The sequence below is a fragment of the Pseudactinotalea sp. HY160 genome, assembly GCF_009372055.1.
Classification (GTDB): domain Bacteria; phylum Actinomycetota; class Actinomycetes; order Actinomycetales; family Beutenbergiaceae; genus HY158.
The window spans coordinates 1-19562 of the sequence record NZ_WHMT01000015.1 but is presented as its reverse complement, the minus strand read 5'-3'; the positions used below and the strand labels follow the sequence as shown (position 1 = coordinate 19562).

Annotated in this window: 13 protein-coding genes; 7 read left to right on the top strand and 6 right to left on the bottom strand. The window is 71.8% G+C overall.

The features are described 5' to 3' along the window. Positions 1-117 precede the first annotated feature (117 nt). Positions 118-1041: a LysR family transcriptional regulator gene (locus GCG21_RS12590; protein ID WP_152910042.1), complete on the top strand. Its 924-nt coding sequence runs from the start codon at positions 118-120 to the stop codon at positions 1039-1041. A 131-nt stretch (positions 1042-1172) separates the two neighbouring features. Here GCG21_RS12590 and GCG21_RS12585 read toward each other — a convergent pair whose 3' ends face one another. From GCG21_RS12585 to GCG21_RS12575, 3 genes are all read right to left on the bottom strand, one after another. Beyond that, positions 1173-2627 (bottom strand): catalase, encoded by a 1455-nt coding sequence (locus tag GCG21_RS12585; protein ID WP_152910041.1) that lies wholly within the window; start codon positions 2625-2627, stop codon positions 1173-1175. Between the two features lie 135 nt (positions 2628-2762). Beyond that, a complete protein-coding gene (locus tag GCG21_RS12580; RefSeq protein WP_152910040.1) occupies positions 2763-3281 on the bottom strand; it encodes a Fur family transcriptional regulator in 519 nt (172 codons plus the stop codon). 316 nt (positions 3282-3597) lie between these two features. Further along, positions 3598-4524, bottom strand: coding sequence for a type IV toxin-antitoxin system AbiEi family antitoxin domain-containing protein (locus tag GCG21_RS12575; RefSeq protein ID WP_370517506.1), 927 nt, complete (start codon positions 4522-4524; stop codon positions 3598-3600). 320 nt (positions 4525-4844) lie between these two features. Between GCG21_RS12575 and GCG21_RS12570 the strand changes: the two genes are divergently transcribed. Continuing rightward, positions 4845-6215, top strand: a complete 1371-nt coding sequence (locus GCG21_RS12570) for an MFS transporter (protein WP_228760019.1) — start codon at positions 4845-4847, stop codon at positions 6213-6215. Between the two features lie 39 nt (positions 6216-6254). Here GCG21_RS12570 and GCG21_RS12565 read toward each other — a convergent pair whose 3' ends face one another. Beyond that, a complete protein-coding gene (locus GCG21_RS12565) occupies positions 6255-7748 on the bottom strand; it encodes a CCA tRNA nucleotidyltransferase (protein WP_152910038.1) in 1494 nt (497 codons plus the stop codon). 159 nt (positions 7749-7907) lie between these two features. Here GCG21_RS12565 and GCG21_RS12560 point away from each other — a divergent pair, with 159 nt between their 5' ends. From GCG21_RS12560 to trxA, 5 genes are all read left to right on the top strand, one after another. Beyond that, positions 7908-8432: an NUDIX hydrolase gene (locus GCG21_RS12560; RefSeq protein WP_152910037.1), complete on the top strand. Its 525-nt coding sequence runs from the start codon at positions 7908-7910 to the stop codon at positions 8430-8432. Further along, positions 8429-10618, top strand: a complete 2190-nt coding sequence (locus GCG21_RS12555) for a DUF6049 family protein (protein WP_152910036.1) — start codon at positions 8429-8431, stop codon at positions 10616-10618. Before GCG21_RS12560 ends, GCG21_RS12555 begins: the two co-directional genes overlap by 4 nt. 6 nt (positions 10619-10624) lie before the next feature. Further along, positions 10625-15148, top strand: a complete 4524-nt coding sequence (murJ, locus tag GCG21_RS17120; RefSeq protein WP_152910035.1) for a murein biosynthesis integral membrane protein MurJ — start codon at positions 10625-10627, stop codon at positions 15146-15148. Positions 15149-15221: 73 nt separating this feature from the next. After that, positions 15222-16208 carry a thioredoxin-disulfide reductase gene (trxB, locus tag GCG21_RS12545; protein WP_153879082.1) on the top strand — a complete coding sequence of 329 codons (987 nt, stop codon included), beginning with the start codon at positions 15222-15224 and terminating at the stop codon, positions 16206-16208. Next, entirely contained in the window at positions 16205-16528 is a 324-nt protein-coding gene (gene trxA, locus GCG21_RS12540; RefSeq protein ID WP_152910034.1) for a thioredoxin, read from the top strand. Before trxB ends, trxA begins: the two co-directional genes overlap by 4 nt. 90 nt (positions 16529-16618) lie before the next feature. Here trxA and GCG21_RS12535 read toward each other — a convergent pair whose 3' ends face one another. Both GCG21_RS12535 and GCG21_RS12530 read right to left on the bottom strand, forming a co-directional pair. After that, entirely contained in the window at positions 16619-18058 is a 1440-nt protein-coding gene (locus GCG21_RS12535) for a ParB/RepB/Spo0J family partition protein (protein ID WP_152910033.1), read from the bottom strand. Then, the gene (locus GCG21_RS12530) at positions 18051-19043 is read right to left on the bottom strand and encodes a ParA family protein (RefSeq protein ID WP_370517505.1); all 993 of its coding nucleotides are present in this window, start codon (positions 19041-19043) and stop codon (positions 18051-18053) included. Before GCG21_RS12530 ends, GCG21_RS12535 begins: the two co-directional genes overlap by 8 nt. Positions 19044-19562: the final 519 nt, after the last annotated feature.

The window sequence follows — 19562 nt, the reverse complement described above, 5'->3', positions numbered from 1 at the left end:
CTCAGGGCCTGGTCCCTCCACCATGCGCCCTGGATGCGGAAAGTTCCAGTTACGGAACCTGCACGGTGATGTGCAGTTTTCCTGAATATTGCGGGCGAAGGTCCCTACGATGGCGGGATGGAACTGTCGTTGCGGCGGCTGCGGATGCTGCGGGAGCTCTCCCGCCGCGGCACCGTCACGGCCGCGGCGACCGCGCTGCACTACAGCCCGTCGGCGGTCTCCCAGCAGCTGGCGCAGCTCGAACGGGAGGTGGGGGTGCGACTCTTCGAGCGGCAGGGCCGGCGCGTACAGCTGACGGATCTGGGGATGGTGCTCGTGGAGCATGCCGAGGAGATCCTCGCCTCGGCCGAGCGGGTGGCCGTCGCGCTCGAACGCGCGCAGGAGGGGGTGACCGCCCGACTCACGGCCGGGGTGTGGGCCTCCGTCGCGTCCGGGCTCCTGCCCGGGGCGCTGAGCGCGCTCGCCGCCACCTACCCGGGGATCGAGGTGCGCACGGTCGACCTCCCACCGGAGCAGAGCGCCGCCGCCGTCCGCGAGGGCGATCTCGACTTCTCGTTCGTCATCGACTACTCGACGTATCCGACGCCGTGGGATCCGGCGCTCGCGCGGGAGGTCGTGGCGGTCGAGCGCCTGCACGCGGCCGTGCCGGCCGGGCTCTTCCCCGACGACTCGATCCCGCTGCACGCCCTCGCGGAGCAGCCCTGGATCCTCGCCGGGCCCCGATCACACTTCGGCAAGGCCGTGCGGATCGCCTGCCAGGAGGCCGGCTTCGATCCGCGGATCGTGCACGAGGCGCAGGAGCAGTCGACGTCGCTGGCGATGGTCGCCGGCGGACTCGGGGTCACGCTCGTCTCGGATCTGGCGCTCGGGCTGGTGCCGGACGGGGTCGACATCGTGGCGCTGGCCGAGCCCGCCTCCCGCACCGTGTCCGTCGCCTACCGGCGCACCCCCACCCAGCGCACGTCGCTGCGGCTGGTGATCGACGCCGTGCACAAGGCCGCCTCCGAGCGGGGCCTGGCGACCGGCCCGGTGCTCGGCTGACGGTGCTCGGCTGAGCCCGTTCGGGTTCAGGTCGGCCCGGGTTCAGGTCGGCCCGGCATGCGATCGGGCGGGCCGCGCACATGCGCGCGGCCCGCCCGGTCCTCATCCCCAGCCGAGGGTCCAGATGGGCGTCAGCCCTGGCGGAGCTGGTCGACCGCCTTGCGCACGCGGGCGCCGAGGTCGAGGTCGACGTTCTCCCAGTAGCCGAAGGCTCGCTCGCGGATCTCGTCCGAGACGACGCCGGCCACATGCCCGGCGATGTTGCCTACGAGACGCTCGCGGGCGTCGTCGTCGAGCACGGTGCGCACGAGGTTGCCGGCCTGCACGAAGTCGCCGTCCTCCGCGTGGAGGCTGTGGGCGGCCCGCACGAGCGCGCCGTCACTCTCCCAGGTGCCCTCGCCCGCGGCGACGGGGTCGGCCACCGGTCCACCGAACGAGTTCGGGGCGTAGACCGGCGTGGCCGCCGAGTTCGTGGCGGCGCGCATGGCCCCGTCCTGGGTGTAGCTGTGCACCGGCGCCTTCGGGGCGTTGACGGGCAGCTGGTTGTAGTTCGTGCCCACGCGGTACCGCTGCGCGTCCGGGTAGGAGAAGATCCGCGTGAGCAGCATCTTGTCGGGGCTGGCCGCGATGCCCGGCACGAAGTTGCCCGGGGAGGTGGCGAGCTGCTCGATCTCGGCGAAGAAGTTCGACGGGTTCCGGTCGAGGGTCATCGTGCCGACCTCGAGGAGCGGGTAGTCCGCGTGCGGCCAGACCTTCGTCACGTCGAAGGGGTTGAACCGGTAGTCCTTCGCGTCCTCATACGGCATGATCTGCACGCTCAAGGTCCAGCTGGGGTGCTCGCCCCGCTCGATCGCCTCGTACAGGTCGCGGCGGTGGTAGTCGGAGTCCTCCCCGGCGATGCGGTCGGCCTCGTCCTGGCTGAGGAACTCGTTGCCCTGGGCGGTCTTGAAGTGGTACTTCACCCAGAACCGCTCGCCGTCGGCGTTGATCCACTGGTACGTGTGCGAGCCGAAGCCGTCCATGTGGCGCCAGGTCTTCGGCAGGCCGCGGTCGCCCATGAGCCAGGTCACCTGGTGCGCGCTCTCGGGCGAGAGGGTCCAGAAGTCCCACTGCATGTCGTTGCTGCGCAGGCCCGAACCGGGGAGCCGCTTCTGCGAGTGGATGAAGTCGGGGAACTTGATGCCATCGCGGATGAAGAAGATCGGGGTGTTGTTGCCGACGAGGTCGTAGTTGCCCTCGGACGTGTAGAACTTGATCGCGAAGCCGCGGGGGTCGCGCCACGTGTCGGGACTGCCCTGCTCGCCGGCGACCGTGGAGAAGCGGATCGCCAGGTCGGTCCGGGCACCGGGCTGGAAGAGCGCGGCCCGCGTGTAGGCGGACACGTCGCCGGTGGTCACGAACGTTCCCAACGCGCCGGCGCCCTTGGCGTGCACGACCCGCTCGGGCACCCGCTCGCGGTTGAACTGCGCGAGCTTCTCCACCACGTGCACGTCGTGCAGTGCGATGGGGCCCTCGGGCCCCACGGAGAGGGAGTGGGCGTCGCTGCCGACGGGGGCACCGGCGGTCGTCGTGGTCGGATGAGCCATGGAGGTTCTCCTTCGTTCTCTTCGGATCCTGATGATGTCTGGAAGTCACGGGTGAGTCTGGGGTGGCCGCCGGGGCGCGGCCGGCGCGTGTGGACGACGCAGCCCGCCCCCCGTAGCGGCGTCCGGGCCGGCGGGTCAGCCCCGGGCGGGTGCGGCCGGCCCGCGCTCCGGGGCGAGATCGAGGGGGCGCCCCTCGCGCTCCCGGATCGCCTGGCAGTCGGCGCACAGCCCCTGGAACAGCACGTCCGCGGCCAGGAGGCGCATGCCGCCGTCCTCGTCCGGGGTGAGGCACGGGGCGTGCCCGACCACGCAGGCCACATCGCTCACGCGGCCGCAGTCGACGCACATGATGTGGTGGTGGTTGTCTCCCACGCGGGTCTCATAGCGCGCGGGGTTGCCGGGGGTGTGGAGCTTGCGCAGCAGACCCCCGTCGGTCAGGTCGGTGAGCACGATGTAGACGGACTGGGCCGTGATGTCCGGAAGCTGCTCCCGGACCCGCGCGGTCAGGGCCTCCGCGGTCGCGTGCGGCAGGTCGTGGGCGGCCGCGAGCACGGCGAGCCGCTGCTTCGTGACCCGCTTGCCCTGGGCATGCAGCGCATCCCGCCACCGGGCGGCGTCGCGCTCGCCCGCCTCGTGGTCCGGATGATCTGTCATGCCGTCACCATAGCATTTATTTTGAGTGGCTCACAATAACGACGTCGGTCGTCGACCTCCCGCCGGGCCGCCGGGCCGCCGGGCCGACGGGCCACGCTTCTCCCCTCTCCCGCCGACCAGGGCCAAGCCCCGGCTCACCCCGCCGACCAGGGCCAAGCCCCCACTCACCCCGCCGACCAGGGCGGAATCCCGGGGATCACGGCTGATTTCCGGGACTTGACCCTGGTCGACGGCTGTCGGACCGGACCAGCCGGCGAATGCGTCCCGCCGGGTCCACGGACGATCCGATCGCCCGGCCGACCCCTGGATGGACGAACTACCGTACGAGGGCGCGACGGACATCCCGCACGAACGTCCCGTCGTACACGTCGCGGGCGAGGAAGCGCAACGGGGTGTGGTCCCCGCTCAACACGATCGCGTTCTGTCGGGCCCGGTCGTAGAAGAGGGCCTCCGCGGTGTCGTGGAACTCGCGACTGTCGATCTCGGTCAACACGTAGCCGCTCGTGCGTTTGGCCCATCCGAGGTCACCGCGGGCGATGAGGCGACCCGACTCGTCGTGCAGCCGCAGCTGCACCAGAGGGTGCGGTAGCCCCGCATCGATACTCGCGAGCCGCGCGGTGCTCTCCATCGGAGATTCGGCGCGCCCGTCCGCGAGCCCGAGAAGTGGCCGCAACGCCCTGACACCCCGGCGCCCCGTGAGGAGCCGCTCGATCCGAGCCAGGTCGGTGCTCGTGATGATCTCTCGGTGGAGTGCTGAATCGAGCACCGCCAAGGCATTCGCCCGGGGCAGTTCCGGGAGCGCCTGGACGAGTGCGGTGATCGGCTCGGCGATCCACTGGCCTCGGAATTTCACGACGTTGCCCGGCCGACGGAACTGCCGCACCCGCACCCCCGCGCTACCGGTCGTGTGGCCGGCGGGCAGGATGATCTCAGGCTCGATCCTTCGCGGGAGACCCTCGATTCCGTGGAGCATGAGCGCACAGTTCCCGACGGCCACCGCCAGCGGATGGGACAGCAATCCGATCCACGCGGCACGGTGGCGCCGATGGTCGTGGTCGTGCGGCTCGACGGGTGAACATCTCAGGTCGTAGACCCCGTTCGTCACGCGGATCCAGTCCCGGCGCCGAACCCGGGTGGCTACATGCTGCTCACTCACCCCGTGAGCGCGGAGTTGGCGCGTGCTCACGAGATTCGCCTGAGAGCAGGCGAGGAGGAACACCTCCGGAGGAACCGTATTCGTCATCTCCCCAGGACACGGCATCGAGCCTCATCCTGCATCGACGACCGGCCCACCCTGTGGGCAGCAGCGCATCCTGGGCACGCCTGTGGACATCCCCGCCCCACGATCGATCGGCGACCATCACCGCTCACCTCATTCCGCCCCCTCCCCTCATCGACCAGGGCGGAATCCCGGGTATCGGCGACGGTTCCGGCGATTCCACCCTGGTCGACGAGACGAGTGCGGGATACACCCTGGTCGACGACAGGAGTGCAGGATTCACCCTGGTCGACGGGCCAGCCGGGCCAGCCGGGGCGGCGGGGCTCACCGGGTAGTCTCGGCGCGTGAGCGATCAGCCCTCCGAGCCCACCGAGTCGGCCGAGTCCACCGGCCCGGTGCGCCGGCGCAGCACGGGCATCGTCGCCGATCTGCGGGTGCTCGTGCAGCACGCGGGGTTCCGCAAGCTCTTCACCGTGCGCCTGCTCTCCCAGTGCGGCGACGGCATGTTCCAGATCGGCCTGGCCGCGCTGTTCTTCTTCTCGCCGCAGAACCTCGCCACCGCCACGCAGGTGGCCGGGGCCTTCGCCGTCATGCTGCTGCCGTTCACGATCGTGGGCCCGTTCGCCGGGCCGCTGCTCGACCGCTGGAGCCGCCGGCAGGTGCTCGCGATCGGGAACTCGGTGCGGGTGGTGCTCACCCTGGCGATCGCCGCGATCATGGTCACGAGCGGGATCGGCCCCGCGATCTACGTGCTCGCCCTGCTCACGCTGGCCACGAACCGGTTCCTGCTCGCGGCACTGTCGGCCGGGCTGCCGCGGGTGGTCCCGGCCGATCAGCTCCTCATCGCCAACTCCCTCACCCCCACCCTCGGCGGGGCCTCGGCGGTCGCCGGAGCGGGCCTCGGGGTGGTGATCAACCTCGTCACCCCCACGGGACCCTGGCACGACGCCACGGTCCTCCTCGTCACCGCGGCGTTCATGCTCGCGGCCGTGGTCGCGGCGATGCGCCTGCACCGCGGGGAGCTCGGCCCCGACCGGTCCGCCACGGAACTGTCCGTGCTCGGCCAGCTCGGTGCGACCACGCGGGACCTGGTCGACGGCGCCCGCTATCTCGTGGCCCGGCGCACCCCGGCACTCGCGCTCGGGGCGATGGCCGCACACCGGTTCATCTACGGGGTCAACTTCATCGCGCTCATCCTCATCTCCCGCAACCTGCTCGTGGATCCGGGCGACGCGAGCGCGGGCCTGGCCATGTTCGGCCTCCTCTCGGGCATCTCCTTCGCCGGCGGCGGACTGGCGATCGTGGCCACCCCGATCGCGCACCAGTTCCTGCGCCCCTCGGCCTGGGTGATCACGTGCCTCGGCGTCGGGATCGTCAGCCAGCTGCTCATCGCCACCACCCCCACGATCGCCGTCATCGCCGTGGCCGCGCTCCTGCTCGGGCTCTCGACCCAGGGGGCGAAGATCGCCGTCGACACGATCGTCCAACGCGATACCCACGACCGGTTCCGCGGCCGGGCCTTCACCCTCTACGACACGTTCTACAACGCCGCGTTCACCGGTGCCGCCGCCGTCGCGGCGCTCGCGCTGCCCGACACGGGCTGGTCGCGGGCGACCTTCCTGCCGCTCGCCGGGCTGTACGTGCTCATCGCGACCGGCTACGGTCTCGGCACCCGCCGCACCCACGACCGGCCGGCGGCGATTCCGGAGCGCTGAGACCGCCGTCCGGGCGGAGCGCCCGCGCGAGCCGCCCGGTCAGTCCTGCTGTTCGGCCCACCACTGCCGCAGCGCGGCGATCGCGGCCTCGGGCGCGAGCGGCCCGTGCTCCATCCGCAGCGCGAGCAGGTGCTGGTAGGCCTGGCCGACGGCCCGGCCGGGTTCGAGACCGAGGATCTCCATGATCTGGTTCCCGTCGAGATCCGGGCGGATCGCGTCGAGCTCCTCCTGCTCGGCGAGCGCGGCGATGCGCCCCTCGAGGTCGTCGTAGGCGTGGGAGAGCCGGGCGGCCTTGCGCTGGTTGCGGGTGGTGCAGTCGGCGCGGGTGAGCCGGTGCAGCCGCTCGAGCTGCTCGCCGGCGTCGGTCACGTAGCGGCGCACGGCCGCGTCGCTCCAGCGCGCCTCCCCGTAGCCGTGGAACCGCAGGTGCAGGAACACGAGCTTGGAGACGGCGGCGATGGTCGCCTTGTCGAAGCGCAGCGCCTTGAGCCGCTTCGTCGCGAGCTTGGCGCCGACGACCTCGTGGTGGTGGAAGCTCACGCCCCCGCCGGGCTCGTGCCGCCGGGTCGCAGGCTTGCCCACGTCGTGCAGGATCGCCGCGAGCCGCAGCACCAGGTCCGGCCCGGGCACCGCCCCCGCCGGCCCGGTCTCGAGGTCGATCGCCTGGTCGAGCACGGTGAGGGTGTGCTCGTAGACGTCCTTGTGCCGGTGGTGCTCGTCGATGGTCAACTGCATTCCGGGCAGCTCCGGCAGCACCACCCCGGCCAGCCCGGTGTAGACCATGAGTTCGAGCCCGCTGCGCGGATGGGCGGCCAGGAGCAGCTTGACCAGTTCGGCCTGCACCCGCTCCGCCGAGACGATTTCGAGCCGCTCGGCCATCGCCGACATCGCGGTCATGACGTCCTCGGCCACCTCGAAGCCGAGCTGGGCCACGAATCGGGCCGCGCGCATCATCCGCAGCGGGTCGTCGTCGAAGGACTGGTCGGCACCGGCGGGCGTGCGCAGCACCTTCGCGGCGAGGTCGTCGAGCCCGCCGAAGGGGTCGACGAACTCGAGGTCCGGCAGCCGCACCGCCATCGCGTTCACGGTGAAGTCGCGCCGCGAGAGGTCGCCGGCGAGCGTGTCCCCGTAGACGACCTCGGGCTTGCGGGAGTCGGGGTCGTAGGCCTCGGTGCGATACGTCGTCACCTCGACGATCACATCGCCCTTGCGCGCGCCGATCGTGCCGAACTCGCGCCCGATGTCCCAATGCGTGTGCGCCCAGTCGGCGAGGATCGCCTCGGTCTCCTCCGGGCGGGCCGAGGTGGCGAAGTCGAGGTCGCCCGAGCGGCGGCCGAGGAAGGCGTCGCGCACGGGACCACCGACCAGGGCGAGCTCATGACCGGCGGCGGCGAAACGTCGTCCCAGATCGAGCACCTCCGGCGAGTAGTCGGCGAAGACGCGGAGGGCGGAACGCAGCAACGTGGCGGCCTCGGCGGAGGCGGGTCGCTCGGCGGGGGATCGCTTATCGGACACAACCCCCAAGCGTGCCATGCCCGCGCGCGCGATGGGTGGGCGGCGCCCCGGTCGGCGGCGTAATCTGCGTGACATCGCGCCCGGTGGGCGCGGTCGACGCCCACGCCTATGGACGACGCAGCCCCCTTCCGTAGCCACGTCCACCCGATCATCGGGTGGGCTCGTTACAGTGTTTCCATGTCTGCCCCCCTGCCCACCCCGGGACCCCCGGTGCGAAGTCCGATCCCGGTGCCGCCGCGCCGGCGTGCGGTCTCGACGCTGCCGATCGTCGACGAGACCTCCGCGGGCGGCGTCGTGGTCAAGGTCGAGGACGGGGAGGGGTTCGCGGCGGTCATCGCGCGCCGGAACCGGGCGGGGCGGCTCGAGTGGTGCCTGCCGAAGGGCCACCTCGAGGGGGAGGAGACCGCCGAGGAGGCGGCGATCCGGGAAGTGGCCGAGGAGACGGGGATCCACGCCGAGGTGTTGCGCCATCTGGCGACGATCGACTATTGGTTCGCAGGCACGAACCGGCGGGTTCACAAGGTGGTCCACCACTACCTGCTCGCGGCCGTCGGGGGGACCCTCACCACCGAGCTGGATCCGGACCAGGAGGCCGAGGAGGCCGCCTGGATCCCGCTGACCGACGTCGCCGCGAGGCTCGCCTATCCCAACGAGCGGCGGGTCGTGGCCACCGCCCGGGACCTGCTCACCGGCCGGTCGTGAGCGGTTCCACACCCGTGCGGTCCTGGCTCGGCGGTGCCCTCATCGGGGTGCTCGCCCTCCTGTGCGCGCCCGCCGCGGCCGCCCCGCCGACGAACCACGCCGCCCCGCCGCTCGACCACGTGGCCCCACTCGACCCGGGCGGCCCCGGCGACCCGGGCGGCCCGAGCGACCCGGGCGGCCCCGGCGACCCACTCGACCCCGGCGACCCGGACGATCCCGCCGGGGAGGCGCCGATCGAGGTCGAGCTCGATGCGATCACCCCGGCCGTCATCCGCCCCGGCGACGAGCTGTCGTTCTCGGGCCGCATCGTCAACAACACCGACGACGAGCTCACGTCGGCCGTCGTGTGGGTCCGGATGCAGCGCCACGTGCCCACGGACGACGGCCTGAGCCGGTGGCTCGACGGCGAGTCGAACACCAATATCGCGGTGATCGCGCGCCTGCGCCTCTCCGATCCCGACGACGATCGCGCCCGGTTCGAGGTCACGCTCGGCGAGGGCGAGTCGCCCTTCACCGAGGGCTCCACCTGGGGCCCCCACGGCGTGGAGATCGTGGCGGAGACCAACCTCGGCGATGCCGGCACGCGGTCGGTCATGACCTGGTTCCCCAGCCACGCCCCGGAGGGCAGCCCGGCCTCGTTCACCGCGCTCGCGCCGCTCCAGCCGACCGTCGGCGAATGGTCCCGGGCGCTCGAGTCCGACACCACCCTCGCGGCGGCGAGCTCCGAACGGCTCCGCGGTGTCACCGGTGCCCTGCACGACGCGCCGGTGACGTGGGCGGTCGACCCGGTGCTGCTCGAATCCGTGGCGGTGTCCACCACGGACGTGAGCACCGACGCCGGCTCGAACCCGTCGGAACCCACAGACCCCTCAGAATCCTCAGGGTCTGCCGAGCCGGCCCCCGACGCGACCTCACCGGCCGGGACGCCCGCCCCGCCCGAGCTCGAGGTGGCCGCGATCGCCGCGGCCGTCACCGAGGTGGCCGCCGGCCGCCCGGTGATCGACCTCGGCTACGGCGCCCCGGACTACGAGGCCCTCCTGGGCGAGGGCACCGTCGCCGGTGAACGCCTCCTGACTCACGGCGGCGACCGCTCGGCCGCGCTGTTCGAGGCGGCCGGCCTCGCCACGATCCCCCGCACCGTGTGGCCGGCCGTGGAGCTGTCCGAGCCCACCCGGCAGGCCCTCGCGGCCGAGCACGACGAGATCCTGCGCACCCCGACCCGCACGTCCACCTCGGCCTACACGAGCACGCCGGGCCTCGACCTGGCCTCCCTCACCGGAAATTACACGTTGAGCGCCGGGATTCTCACCGCGCACACCGCGGAGGACGAGCGGGAGCTCATCGCACGCAGTGCCCTCGCGGTGCGTGCCACCCCGGAGGTGCCGATCGTGCTCACGCTGCCGCGAGCCCTGAGCACCGACCAGGCGGTCCGCGCGGCCGAGAACCTCACGGGCCTCGCGGAACTGCCGTGGTTCACCCCGCGTGACCTCACCGATCAGACCGAGACGCCGCTGAGCCTGCGCCCCGACGGCACGACCGCCGCCCCGGAGCCGTCCGTGGACACGGCGGGCGCGCTGACCGCGGCCAAGATCGCCAGCCTCGCGGCGGACGCCGATCGGGTGCTGACGATCGCCGCCCTCACGGACGATCCGGCGTCCTTCAGCGGCGGCTACCTGCCGGAGCTGCTCGGCGCGGCCGCGGCCTCCTGGCGCGAGGATCCCCCTCGCCGCACGGAGCTCATCGCCGGGGTGCACGAGCGGGCGATGCGGCTCACGAGCGCGATCACCGTGGAGACCCCGAGCACGATCAACCTCATCTCCCGCGGTGGCGAGGTGCCGATCACGATCGCCAACTCCCTGCCGCAGGCCGTGACCGTCGAGGTGCGCCTCGAGCCCGGCGACGCCCGGCTGCGTGCCGACGAGCGCGTGTCGGGCCGGCTCCCGGCCGAGGCGGCCGCCACCGTCCGGGTGCCCGTTCACGCGGTGGCCAATGGGAACGTCCGGGTGAGCGTCCACGTGCTCGATGCGCAGGGGCACGACGTGGCCGAGCCGATCAGCTTCTCGATCCGGGTCCGGGCCGACTGGGAGGACACGGGCACGGCGATCGTGGCGGCAGGCCTCCTCGCACTGTTCCTGTTCGGGCTCGTGCGCACGATTCGCCGCGGCCGCCGCCGCCGGGAGGGGTAGATCCACATGAGCAAGTCCGGTCTGGCCGGGTCCGCGGCGGCGATGGCGAGCGGCACCCTCGTCTCGCGGCTCCTCGGGCTCGTGCGCGGCATCCTCCTGCTCGCGGCGATCGCCTCGGTCGGCGGGGCCGCGAACGCGTTCTCGGTGGCGAACAAGCTGCCGAACATCATCTACATGCTCATCGCCGGCGGCGTTCTCAACGCGATCCTCGTGCCGCAGATCGTGCGCGCCATGCGCTCCGGCGACGGCACCGCGTTCGTCAACCGGCTGCTCACCCTCGCGGGCACCGCCCTGCTGGCGGTCACGGCCCTGCTCACCGCCGGCGCGACCGTGCTGCTGACGATCTATGCGGGTTCGATCGATCCGCAGTGGCGCCCGATCGCCCTCGCCTTCGCCTACCTGTGCATGCCGCAGCTGTTCTTCTACGGCTTGTACACGCTGCTCGGTCAGGTGCTCAACGCCCGCGGGAACTTCGGGCCGTACATGTGGGCGCCGGTGCTCAACAACGTGGTCGCGATCGCCGGCCTGAGCGCGTACCTGGTCATCTACGGCCACTACTCCGCCGGGGCGGGGCACGTTCCCGAGGACTGGACCACCGAACGTGTGCTGCTCTTCGCCGGCACGGCCACGCTCGGGGTGGTCGCCCAGGCGCTCGTGCTCGTGATCCCGCTGTGGCGCAGCGGCTTCCGCTACCGGCCGGACTTCCGCTTCCGGGGCGTCGGCATGGGCAACACGAGCCGCGTGGCGATGTGGGCCTTCGCCGCCCTCGGGGTCGGCCAGATCGGCTACGTGGCGATCTCCAACCTGGCGATGGCGGCCGGCGCGACGGAGGTCCCGCCGGGTTCCCCGAACCTGCCGGGCAACGGCTCCTACGACACGGCGTTCATGATCTTCATGCTCCCGCAGTCGCTCATCACCGTCTCACTCGTCACGGCCATCTTCACCCGCCTGTCCCATCACGCGGCGGCGGGTGCCGCGGCCAAGGTCCGCGACGACCTCTCGTTCGGGCTGCGCACCCTCGCGGTGTTCACCGTGTTCGCCACCGCGGCGCTCATGGTGCTCGCGATCCCCGTCGTCACGGCGATCACGGCCGGCCAGATCACGTGGGCGGAGCAGCGCTGGATCGGTCACATCGTCGCGGCCTTCGCCGCCGGGCTCGTGGCGATCGGGGCGTGGACGATGATCCAACGGGTGTACTACGCCTACGAGGACACCCGCTCGCTGTTCCGGATCCAGATCCCGATGATGCTCCTCGTCGTGCTCGGCTGCGGCGTCTCGCTGTGGCTGCTCGAGCCGGAGTGGTGGGTGGTCGGCACGGCCGTCGCGACGACGGTCTCGAACGGCTTCGGTGCGCTCGTGGCCTATCTCGCGCTCCGGCGCAAGCTTCCGAGTCTGGACGGCGCCCGCGTGCTCCGGACGCATCTGCGCCTCGTGCTCGCGGTCATCCCCGCGGTCGCGGCCGGCTGGGGGCTGCTGTGGGTCTGGGGGGCGCAGGCCTCGTTCCCGGGGGCCGTGGCCCGCGTGGCCGTCATCGGCACCCTCATGGCGGTCCTCTACCTCCTGTGCGTGCAGCGGCTGCAGGTCGGGGAGCTGCAGGCCCTGCTCGACCGGGTGGGCCGGGTGCTCGCTCCCCTCGGCCGCCGCCTGGGGCCGGTGTTCTCGCGCCTGCCCGGGGCCGCAATGTTGCGTACGATGGGCGTCGGGCCCAGAGGGGCTCGCTCGCCCCAGTCGGATCAAGGAGCACGTGTACCGGTGACCCTTCCCCCGCCCAGCCCTGGTGACGTGATCGCCGAACGGTACCGCCTGATCGAGGCCGAGGCCGGCTCGGCCCTGCCCGGTTGGCTGGCGGAGGACGAGATCCTCGCGCGGGACGTGCGGATCGTCTTCCTTCCCCCGGGTCATCAGGAGGAGGCGCTCAACGCGGCGCGACGCTCGGCCCTCGTGACCGATCCGCGGCTGCCGCGGGTGCACCGGGTGGGCACGAGTCCCGTCGAGGGCGGAACCCGGGCGTTCGTGATCACGGAGTGCTTCGACGGCTCCCGTCTCGACCACCTGCTCGCCGATGGTCCCCTCCCAGTCGACCACGCCCGCGCGATCATCGGGGAGGCCGCCGCCGCCCTCGCGACGGCGCGCCGACGGGGGGTCCATCACCTCGCACTCGGCCCGGCCTCGATCGGCGTGACCACGACAGGGCAGGTCCGCGTGCTGGGCCTCGGGTTCGCGCGCGCCGGCCTCGGGATCACCGCCGGGGATGCCGTGGCGAATTCACGGACCGACGCCGTCGCCCTCGTGCGGCTCCTCTACGCCGCGCTCACCGCCACGTGGCCCGGGGAGGCCGACCGGGCGGGTTCGCTGCCCGTCGCGGCGACACCCGGGGGGATCCCGACGCCCCTGGGCGACCTCGTCGAGGTGCCCACCGAACTCGACACCCTGTGCGCCGTGACGTTCAGCCCGCACGGAGACGGCCCGTTCACCGCCGGCGCGGTGGCCGAGGAACTCGCTCCCTGGCCGCAGATCCCCCCGGCTCCCCCCGCACTTCCGCGTCCCCGCAGCTCGGGCGGCTCCAGTAGCCCCAGCGGCTCGGGCGGCTCGAGTGACTCTGGCGGCGCTGGCGGCTCGGGCGGCTCGGGCGGCGCAGGCGGCGCAGGGCACGCTGAGCACACTGAGCTCGCTGAGCTCGCTGAGCACGGCGAGCAGGATGGCCCGAGCACCGTTCTGGCCGGCAGCAACCAGGCTCGTGGCGGCGCCGACAGCATCGGCGGCCCCACTGGTACCGACGGCCCCACTGGTACCGACGGTACCGACGGAACCGACAGCAGTGGCGGTATCACCGGCCCTGAGCGTCCGGGCATTGAGGCTCCGGGCGCGGCCTCGCCCGCTCCCGTGGCCCCGGCCGGCACGATCATCGCCGAGGATCCGCAGACCGGGGAGTTCGCCGCCGTTCCCACCGGGGTGCCCGACCAGCCCGACGTGCCCGGCGATCACCCGCGCACGGGTGATCGCTGGGTGCCGCAGCTCGACCCGACCGGCGCGGCCACCGGCGACCGGCCCTTCGATCAGCTCCTCGCGGGCGACGATGCGGCCGAGGCCGACGACTCGGGGCGTGCGGTTCCCGCGCGACACGCCGGGCCCCGCACCCACACCGCCTCGGTCGCGGCTCCGGGCGGCGGGCCCGCCGACGACCTCGCCCCGGCAGCCGGCGGTCGACGCGGCCCGGGCACTGTGAGCACCATGGGCCCGGCCGGCACAGCGGGCTCCGCAGGCTCTACGGGCTCTGCGGGCTCTGTCGGAACAAGGGGCTCCGCGGGCACGACAGGCGCATCGGAGGGTCGTGCTGAGCCTGCCGAGCCGTCCGAACCTGCCGAACCGTCCGGCCGTGCCAACCGGCCCAACCAAGCCACCCGGCCCAACCAGGCCAACCAGGCCACACGGGCCAACCAGGCCAACCAGGCCAACCAGGCCACCCGAACCACACGGGTCACCCAGGCCACACAGGCCGCCCGAACCACCCAGGCCGCCGGGCAGCCTGCCGGCGCGGGCGGCTGGGACCTGCCCGCGGGCGTCCCTGCGCGTTCGTCCGTGCGCGGCGAGGCCGCCGGTGGCCGGGCACGGGGTGGAGCCGCCGCGCCGTCGGCAGCCGGGACCGGGGGCGCTCCGGGGCCGCAGGAGGGCGTCTCGAGCCTCGGTCCCGCGCCGACCCGTCATTTCGCGCCCGGCTCGTCCGTACCCGGCTCGTCCGTACCCGGCTCGTCCGTACCCGGCTCGTCGGCTCCGGCCTCGGGAGCCTCGGGGGCGCCGACGACCATCGACGGCCCCGCCACCCGCGCGGGCCGGCCCACGAGCCCGGCAACGCGCGACACCCCAGGCGAGGCCACGCCGTCCAGGCCCTGGCATCGGTCGAGCGGAGTCATCCTGCTCGTCATGCTCGCCGTGCTGGTCTTCGGGGTGGTGCTGGCGATCAACGCGTTGCGCGACCCGTTCGCGGGCCCGTCCGAACCCGATCCGGCGCCCACCTGGCCCCTGGGCCAGAGCGAGGAGCCGAGCGAGGGGGCGACGGCGCCGGGAGCGTTGCCGACCACCACCCCGTCCCCCTCCTCCGCTGAGCCGATCCGGATCGTCGACGGCGTGACGTTCGACCCGACCGCCTCCGGTGGGGAGAACCAGGACCTGGCCTATTACGCCTACGACAACGACCGCTCCACCTTCTGGCGCTCGCTCCGATACAACAGCCCGACCTACGGGATGAAGGCCGGGCTCGGTTACACGGTCGAACTGGACCGTACGAGCTCCGTGAGTGAGGTCGTCGTCGACGTGCTGGGCAAGGGCGGGAACGTGCAGATCCGCGCCGCCTCCGCCGACGCCCCGAACGAGGGCACCGTGTTGGCCGAGGGGCCGGTCGGTCCCGAGACGGTGTTCGACTTCGACACTCCCGTGGAGACCGATTCGATCTCCCTGTGGTTCACCGAACTTCCCGTCGCCGACAGCGACGGGCGCAACCGCATCGAACTGGCCGAGGTCCAGGTGCGCTGACCCCCGGGGAACACCGCGGGCCCCGCCGTCGTTCTCCCTGACAGACCCTCCTTCCGACTGCAAGGAATTCACAGTGACCGATACCGTTCGCAACGTCGTCATCATCGGCTCCGGACCCACCGGCTACACCGCCGCGGTCTATGCGGCTCGCGCCGGCCTGGACCCGGTGGTGTACGCGGGCTCGATCACCGCCGGCGGCGCCCTCATGAACACGACCGACGTCGAGAACTTCCCGGGATTTCCCACCGGGATCATGGGACCCGACCTCATGGAGAAGATGCGGGAGCAGGCCGAGCGTTTCGGGGCCGACATCCGTTATGACGACGTCGTGTCCGTCGATCTCGCCGGCCCGATCAAGGTCATCCGCACCGACGAGGAGGAGATCCGCGCCCGCGCGGTCATCCTCGCCATGGGATCGGCCTATAAGGAGCTCGGCCTGCCCGACGAGAAGAGGCTGTCCGGGCGCGGGGTGAGCTGGTGTGCGACGTGCGACGGCTTCTTCTTCAAGGACCAGCCGATCCTCGTCGCCGGCGGTGGCGACTCCGCCATGGAGGAGGCCCTCTTCCTCGCCCGATTCGGCGAGTCCGTCACCGTGGTGCACCGCCGCGACGAGCTGCGGGCGTCCAAGATCATGGCGGAGCGGGCGTTGAACGACCCCAAGATCTCCTTCGCGTGGAACAGCGAGATCGTCGCGATCCACGGGGAGGAGAAGGTGAGCGGTGTGCGCCTGCGTGACACGGTGGACGGTTCCGAGCGTGACCTCGATGCGACCGGCCTGTTCGTGGCCATCGGGCACCTGCCGCGCACCGAGCTCGTCCAGGGTCAGGTGGACCTGAGCCCCGCGGGCTACGTCACGGTGGACCACCCCTCGACCCGCACGAACCTGCCCGGCGTGTTCGCCGCCGGGGACGTCGTCGACGACCAGTACCGCCAGGCCATCACGGCCGCGGGCACGGGCTGTGCCGCGGCCCTGGACGCGGAGCGGTTCCTCGCCGCCCTCGATCACCCCCCACTGACCGAGGCGGATGCCTCGCTGCTCGCCACGGAAGGAATCTCATGACTCTCGGTGCAACGACCGACGCCACCTTCGACCAGGACGTGCTCGCGGCTCCCGGGCCCGTGCTCGTCGACTTCTGGGCGCCCTGGTGCGGCCCCTGCCTCCAGATCGCACCCATCCTCGAGGAGTTGGCGGCCGAGTACGCGGACTCCCTGACCATCCTCAAGCTCAACGTCGACGAGAATCCCGCCACGGCCGGCAAGTACGGCGTCATCTCGATCCCCACGATGAACGTCTACGTGGGTGGCGAGGTCGCCGGCACGATCATCGGTGCCAAGCCGAAGAAGAAGCTCATCGCCGAACTGGAGCCCTACCTGGGCTGATCGTCCCGCTCGGGCCCCCGCGACGACGGCCGGGCCACCCGCATCGGGTGGCCCGGCCGTCGTGTCCGTTCCGAGCTCCACGGAGCGGTGCTATGCCTCGCTTGCGTCCGGGGCCCGGAAGATCCCCGGGTCCTCCGGTGCGAGGGTACCGAGGATCCGATTGAGGTCTTGAACCGACGCGAACTCGATCGAGATCCGGCCTTTACGCTGCCCTAGGTTGACCTTGACCTTCGTGTCGAGCCGGTCGGCCAGGCGCGAGGCGAGATCCTCCAGGGCGGGGCTGCTCCCCCCCGCGCGCGGACGACGGCGCGCCGGTTCCGCGTGATCCTCGCCGAGGGCGACCGCCTCCTCCGTCGCACGCACGCTCAATCCCTCGGCCACGATCCGTTGCGCGAGGCGCTCCATCGCGGCCATATTCGTCAGGCCGAGGAGTGCACGGGCGTGGCCCGCGGAGAGGACGCCCGCGGCGACACGGCGCTGCACGAGCGGCGGAAGCCGCAGCAGCCGCAGCGTATTGGAGATCTGGGGGCGGGAGCGGGCGATCCTGGTCGACAGCTCCTCGTGGGTGCACCCGAAGTCGTCGAGCAGCTGCCGGTAGGCGGCCGCCTCCTCGAGTGGGTTGAGCTGGACCCGATGGAGGTTCTCGAGCAGGGCGTCTCGGAGGAGGTCGTCGTCGGTGGTCGAACGGACGATCGTCGGGATGTCCGGCAGCCCGGCCTCACGGGCGGCCCGCCAGCGTCGCTCGCCCATGATGAGTTCGTAGGGGGCGTCCCCGTCCTGCGGATCGGGCCGGGGACGCACGACGATCGGCTGGAGCACGCCGACCTCCGCGATCGAGGCCGACAGCTCGACGAGCTCCTCCTCGGCGAAGACCGTGCGTGGCTGTGCCCGGTTCGGTGCGATGTCGTCGATGGGGATTCGGGCGAAGGTCGCACCCGGAACGGGCCGCAGGGCCCCGTCCACATCCTCGGCGTCACCGGGCTTGCCACTCGATGCGGCGACCTGCCCATCGAGAGCAGTGAGTGCGTCCTCACCGGTCTCCAGGGCCCCCTCCGTCGCAGCGCGACGGGCTTCGGTGGTGATGCCGCCGGGCCCTACGGCACGAAGGTCGGTCGTGTCGGTGGGTTCCCTGCGCTGAATCGGGCCCCCTGCGCGCTGACCCGCGACCTGTCCTGCGACCTCGGGGGCGGGGCCTGTCCAGCCCGCGTCGTTCACCGCCTGGTCCGCCCGGTCCGCCGTCGCCCGGTCCGCCGTCGCCCGGTCCGCCGTCGCCGGGTCCACCTTCGCCCGGTTCGCCCGGTCCACCTCCGCCTGGTCCGCCCGGTCCGTGGCGGCCACCGGTTCCGTCGGGTCCGCTGCGTCTGCTGGGTCCGCTGCGTCCACTGCGACTGCCGGCTCCGCTGGGCCTGTTGGATACGGGTGGGCCGCCGGGAAGAACACGTCGACCGGACGACCCTGGGAGGACCGTTCTCCCGCCGTCGGGATGAGGGCGCCGAGGCCACGTCCGAGAGCCTTGCGGCGTTCACTCATGAGCTTCTCCTTCGGTGGGGTGCGGCGCGCCGCCGGCGGGCGTTCGCGGGTGCGAGCGCCGGCAGATCTCACGGGCAGCCTCGAGGTACGCGAGCGCTCCCGTGGATCCGGGGTCGTAGGTGAGCACGGTCTGGCCGTGGCCCGGCGCCTCGGAAATCCGCACCGATCGCGGGATGGTCGCGCGGAGCGTCTCGCCCGGGAAGTGCTCACGCACCTCCTCGACGACCTGGCGAGCGAGGTTCGTGCGACCGTCGTACATCGTGAGGATGATCGTCGAGACGTGCAGTGCGGGGTTGAGATGCGCCTGGATCAGGGCGATGTTGTTGAGCAGTTGGCTCAAACCCTCTAGTGCGTAGTACTCGGTCTGGATCGGGATGAGCACCTCACGGGCGGCAACGAAGGCGTTGACCGTGAGCAGTCCGAGGCTCGGCGGGCAGTCGATGAATACATAGTCGAGGCGTGGCTCCCCCATGCGGGAGCGGTGGCGCAGGTATTCGGCGAGTGCGTTCCGCAGCCTGTTCTCCCGGGCGACGAGGGAGACGAGTTCGATCTCGGCGCCGGAGAGGTCGATCGTGGACGGCACCACGTGGAGATTGTCGATGTGCTCGTTTCTCTGGACGACCTCGGCCATCGGCGCGTCGTTGATGAGGACGTCGTAGGTGGAGGGCGTTCCCGAGGGGTGATCGATGTCGAGCGCCGTCGAGGCGTTCCCCTGCGGATCGTTGTCGATCACCAGCACCTGGAGGCCTGCCGTGGCGAGGGCCGCCGCCAGGTTGACGGAGGTCGTCGTCTTCCCGACGCCGCCCTTCTGGTTCGCGATCGTGAAGACACGAGTCTGCTCCGGCGCTGGGAAGCGCTGTCCGGAGAGGGTGATGCGGCGTCGAGCGTCTTCGGCCAGCTGTGCCGCCAGCGGCGTGCTCTCGTCCGCCTGTGGAATCGCATCAATGAGAGCGCGACGTCGGTCTTCCTCGCTCGATATGGTCACCCGCTTCTCCCTTTGTGTGGCTGCGCTCAGTCTACGGTGCAGGACCGACGTTCCCGTGTTCCACGTGAAACGATGGGATGCGCATGTCGTTGGGACATCGACGGCCACGCCGGGCCGGGGATGCTGCATCCGGTGTCGGGCGGCGGGCGGCGAGATCGGTCTCATCATCGCCTCGGCTCACGCGCGCCGGGCCCGGAGGGTGGCCGTGAAGCGTTGTCGGACCCGAGGCGACAGCCTTCCTCGAACGGGTGGGTTCGTCGCCGGCGGACATCCTGAGCAGGCCGACCGGCGCGGCGTGATCGACCCGGTCTGCCCACTCTGCCCACCCTGTCGGCCCTGTCGGCCCTGTCGGCTCTTGTCAGCATTTGTCGGCTGTTGTCGGCTCTGGCGGCAGTAGTGCCCCTTAGAGTGGTGTAGCGCGGTTGCCCAGCTCGTCCCGGTCGTGGACGTGGGTGCGGCCACCGCGTGATCCTTCGAGTCAACCTTCTACCGAATCCTCGAACGGAGTCATCACGATGA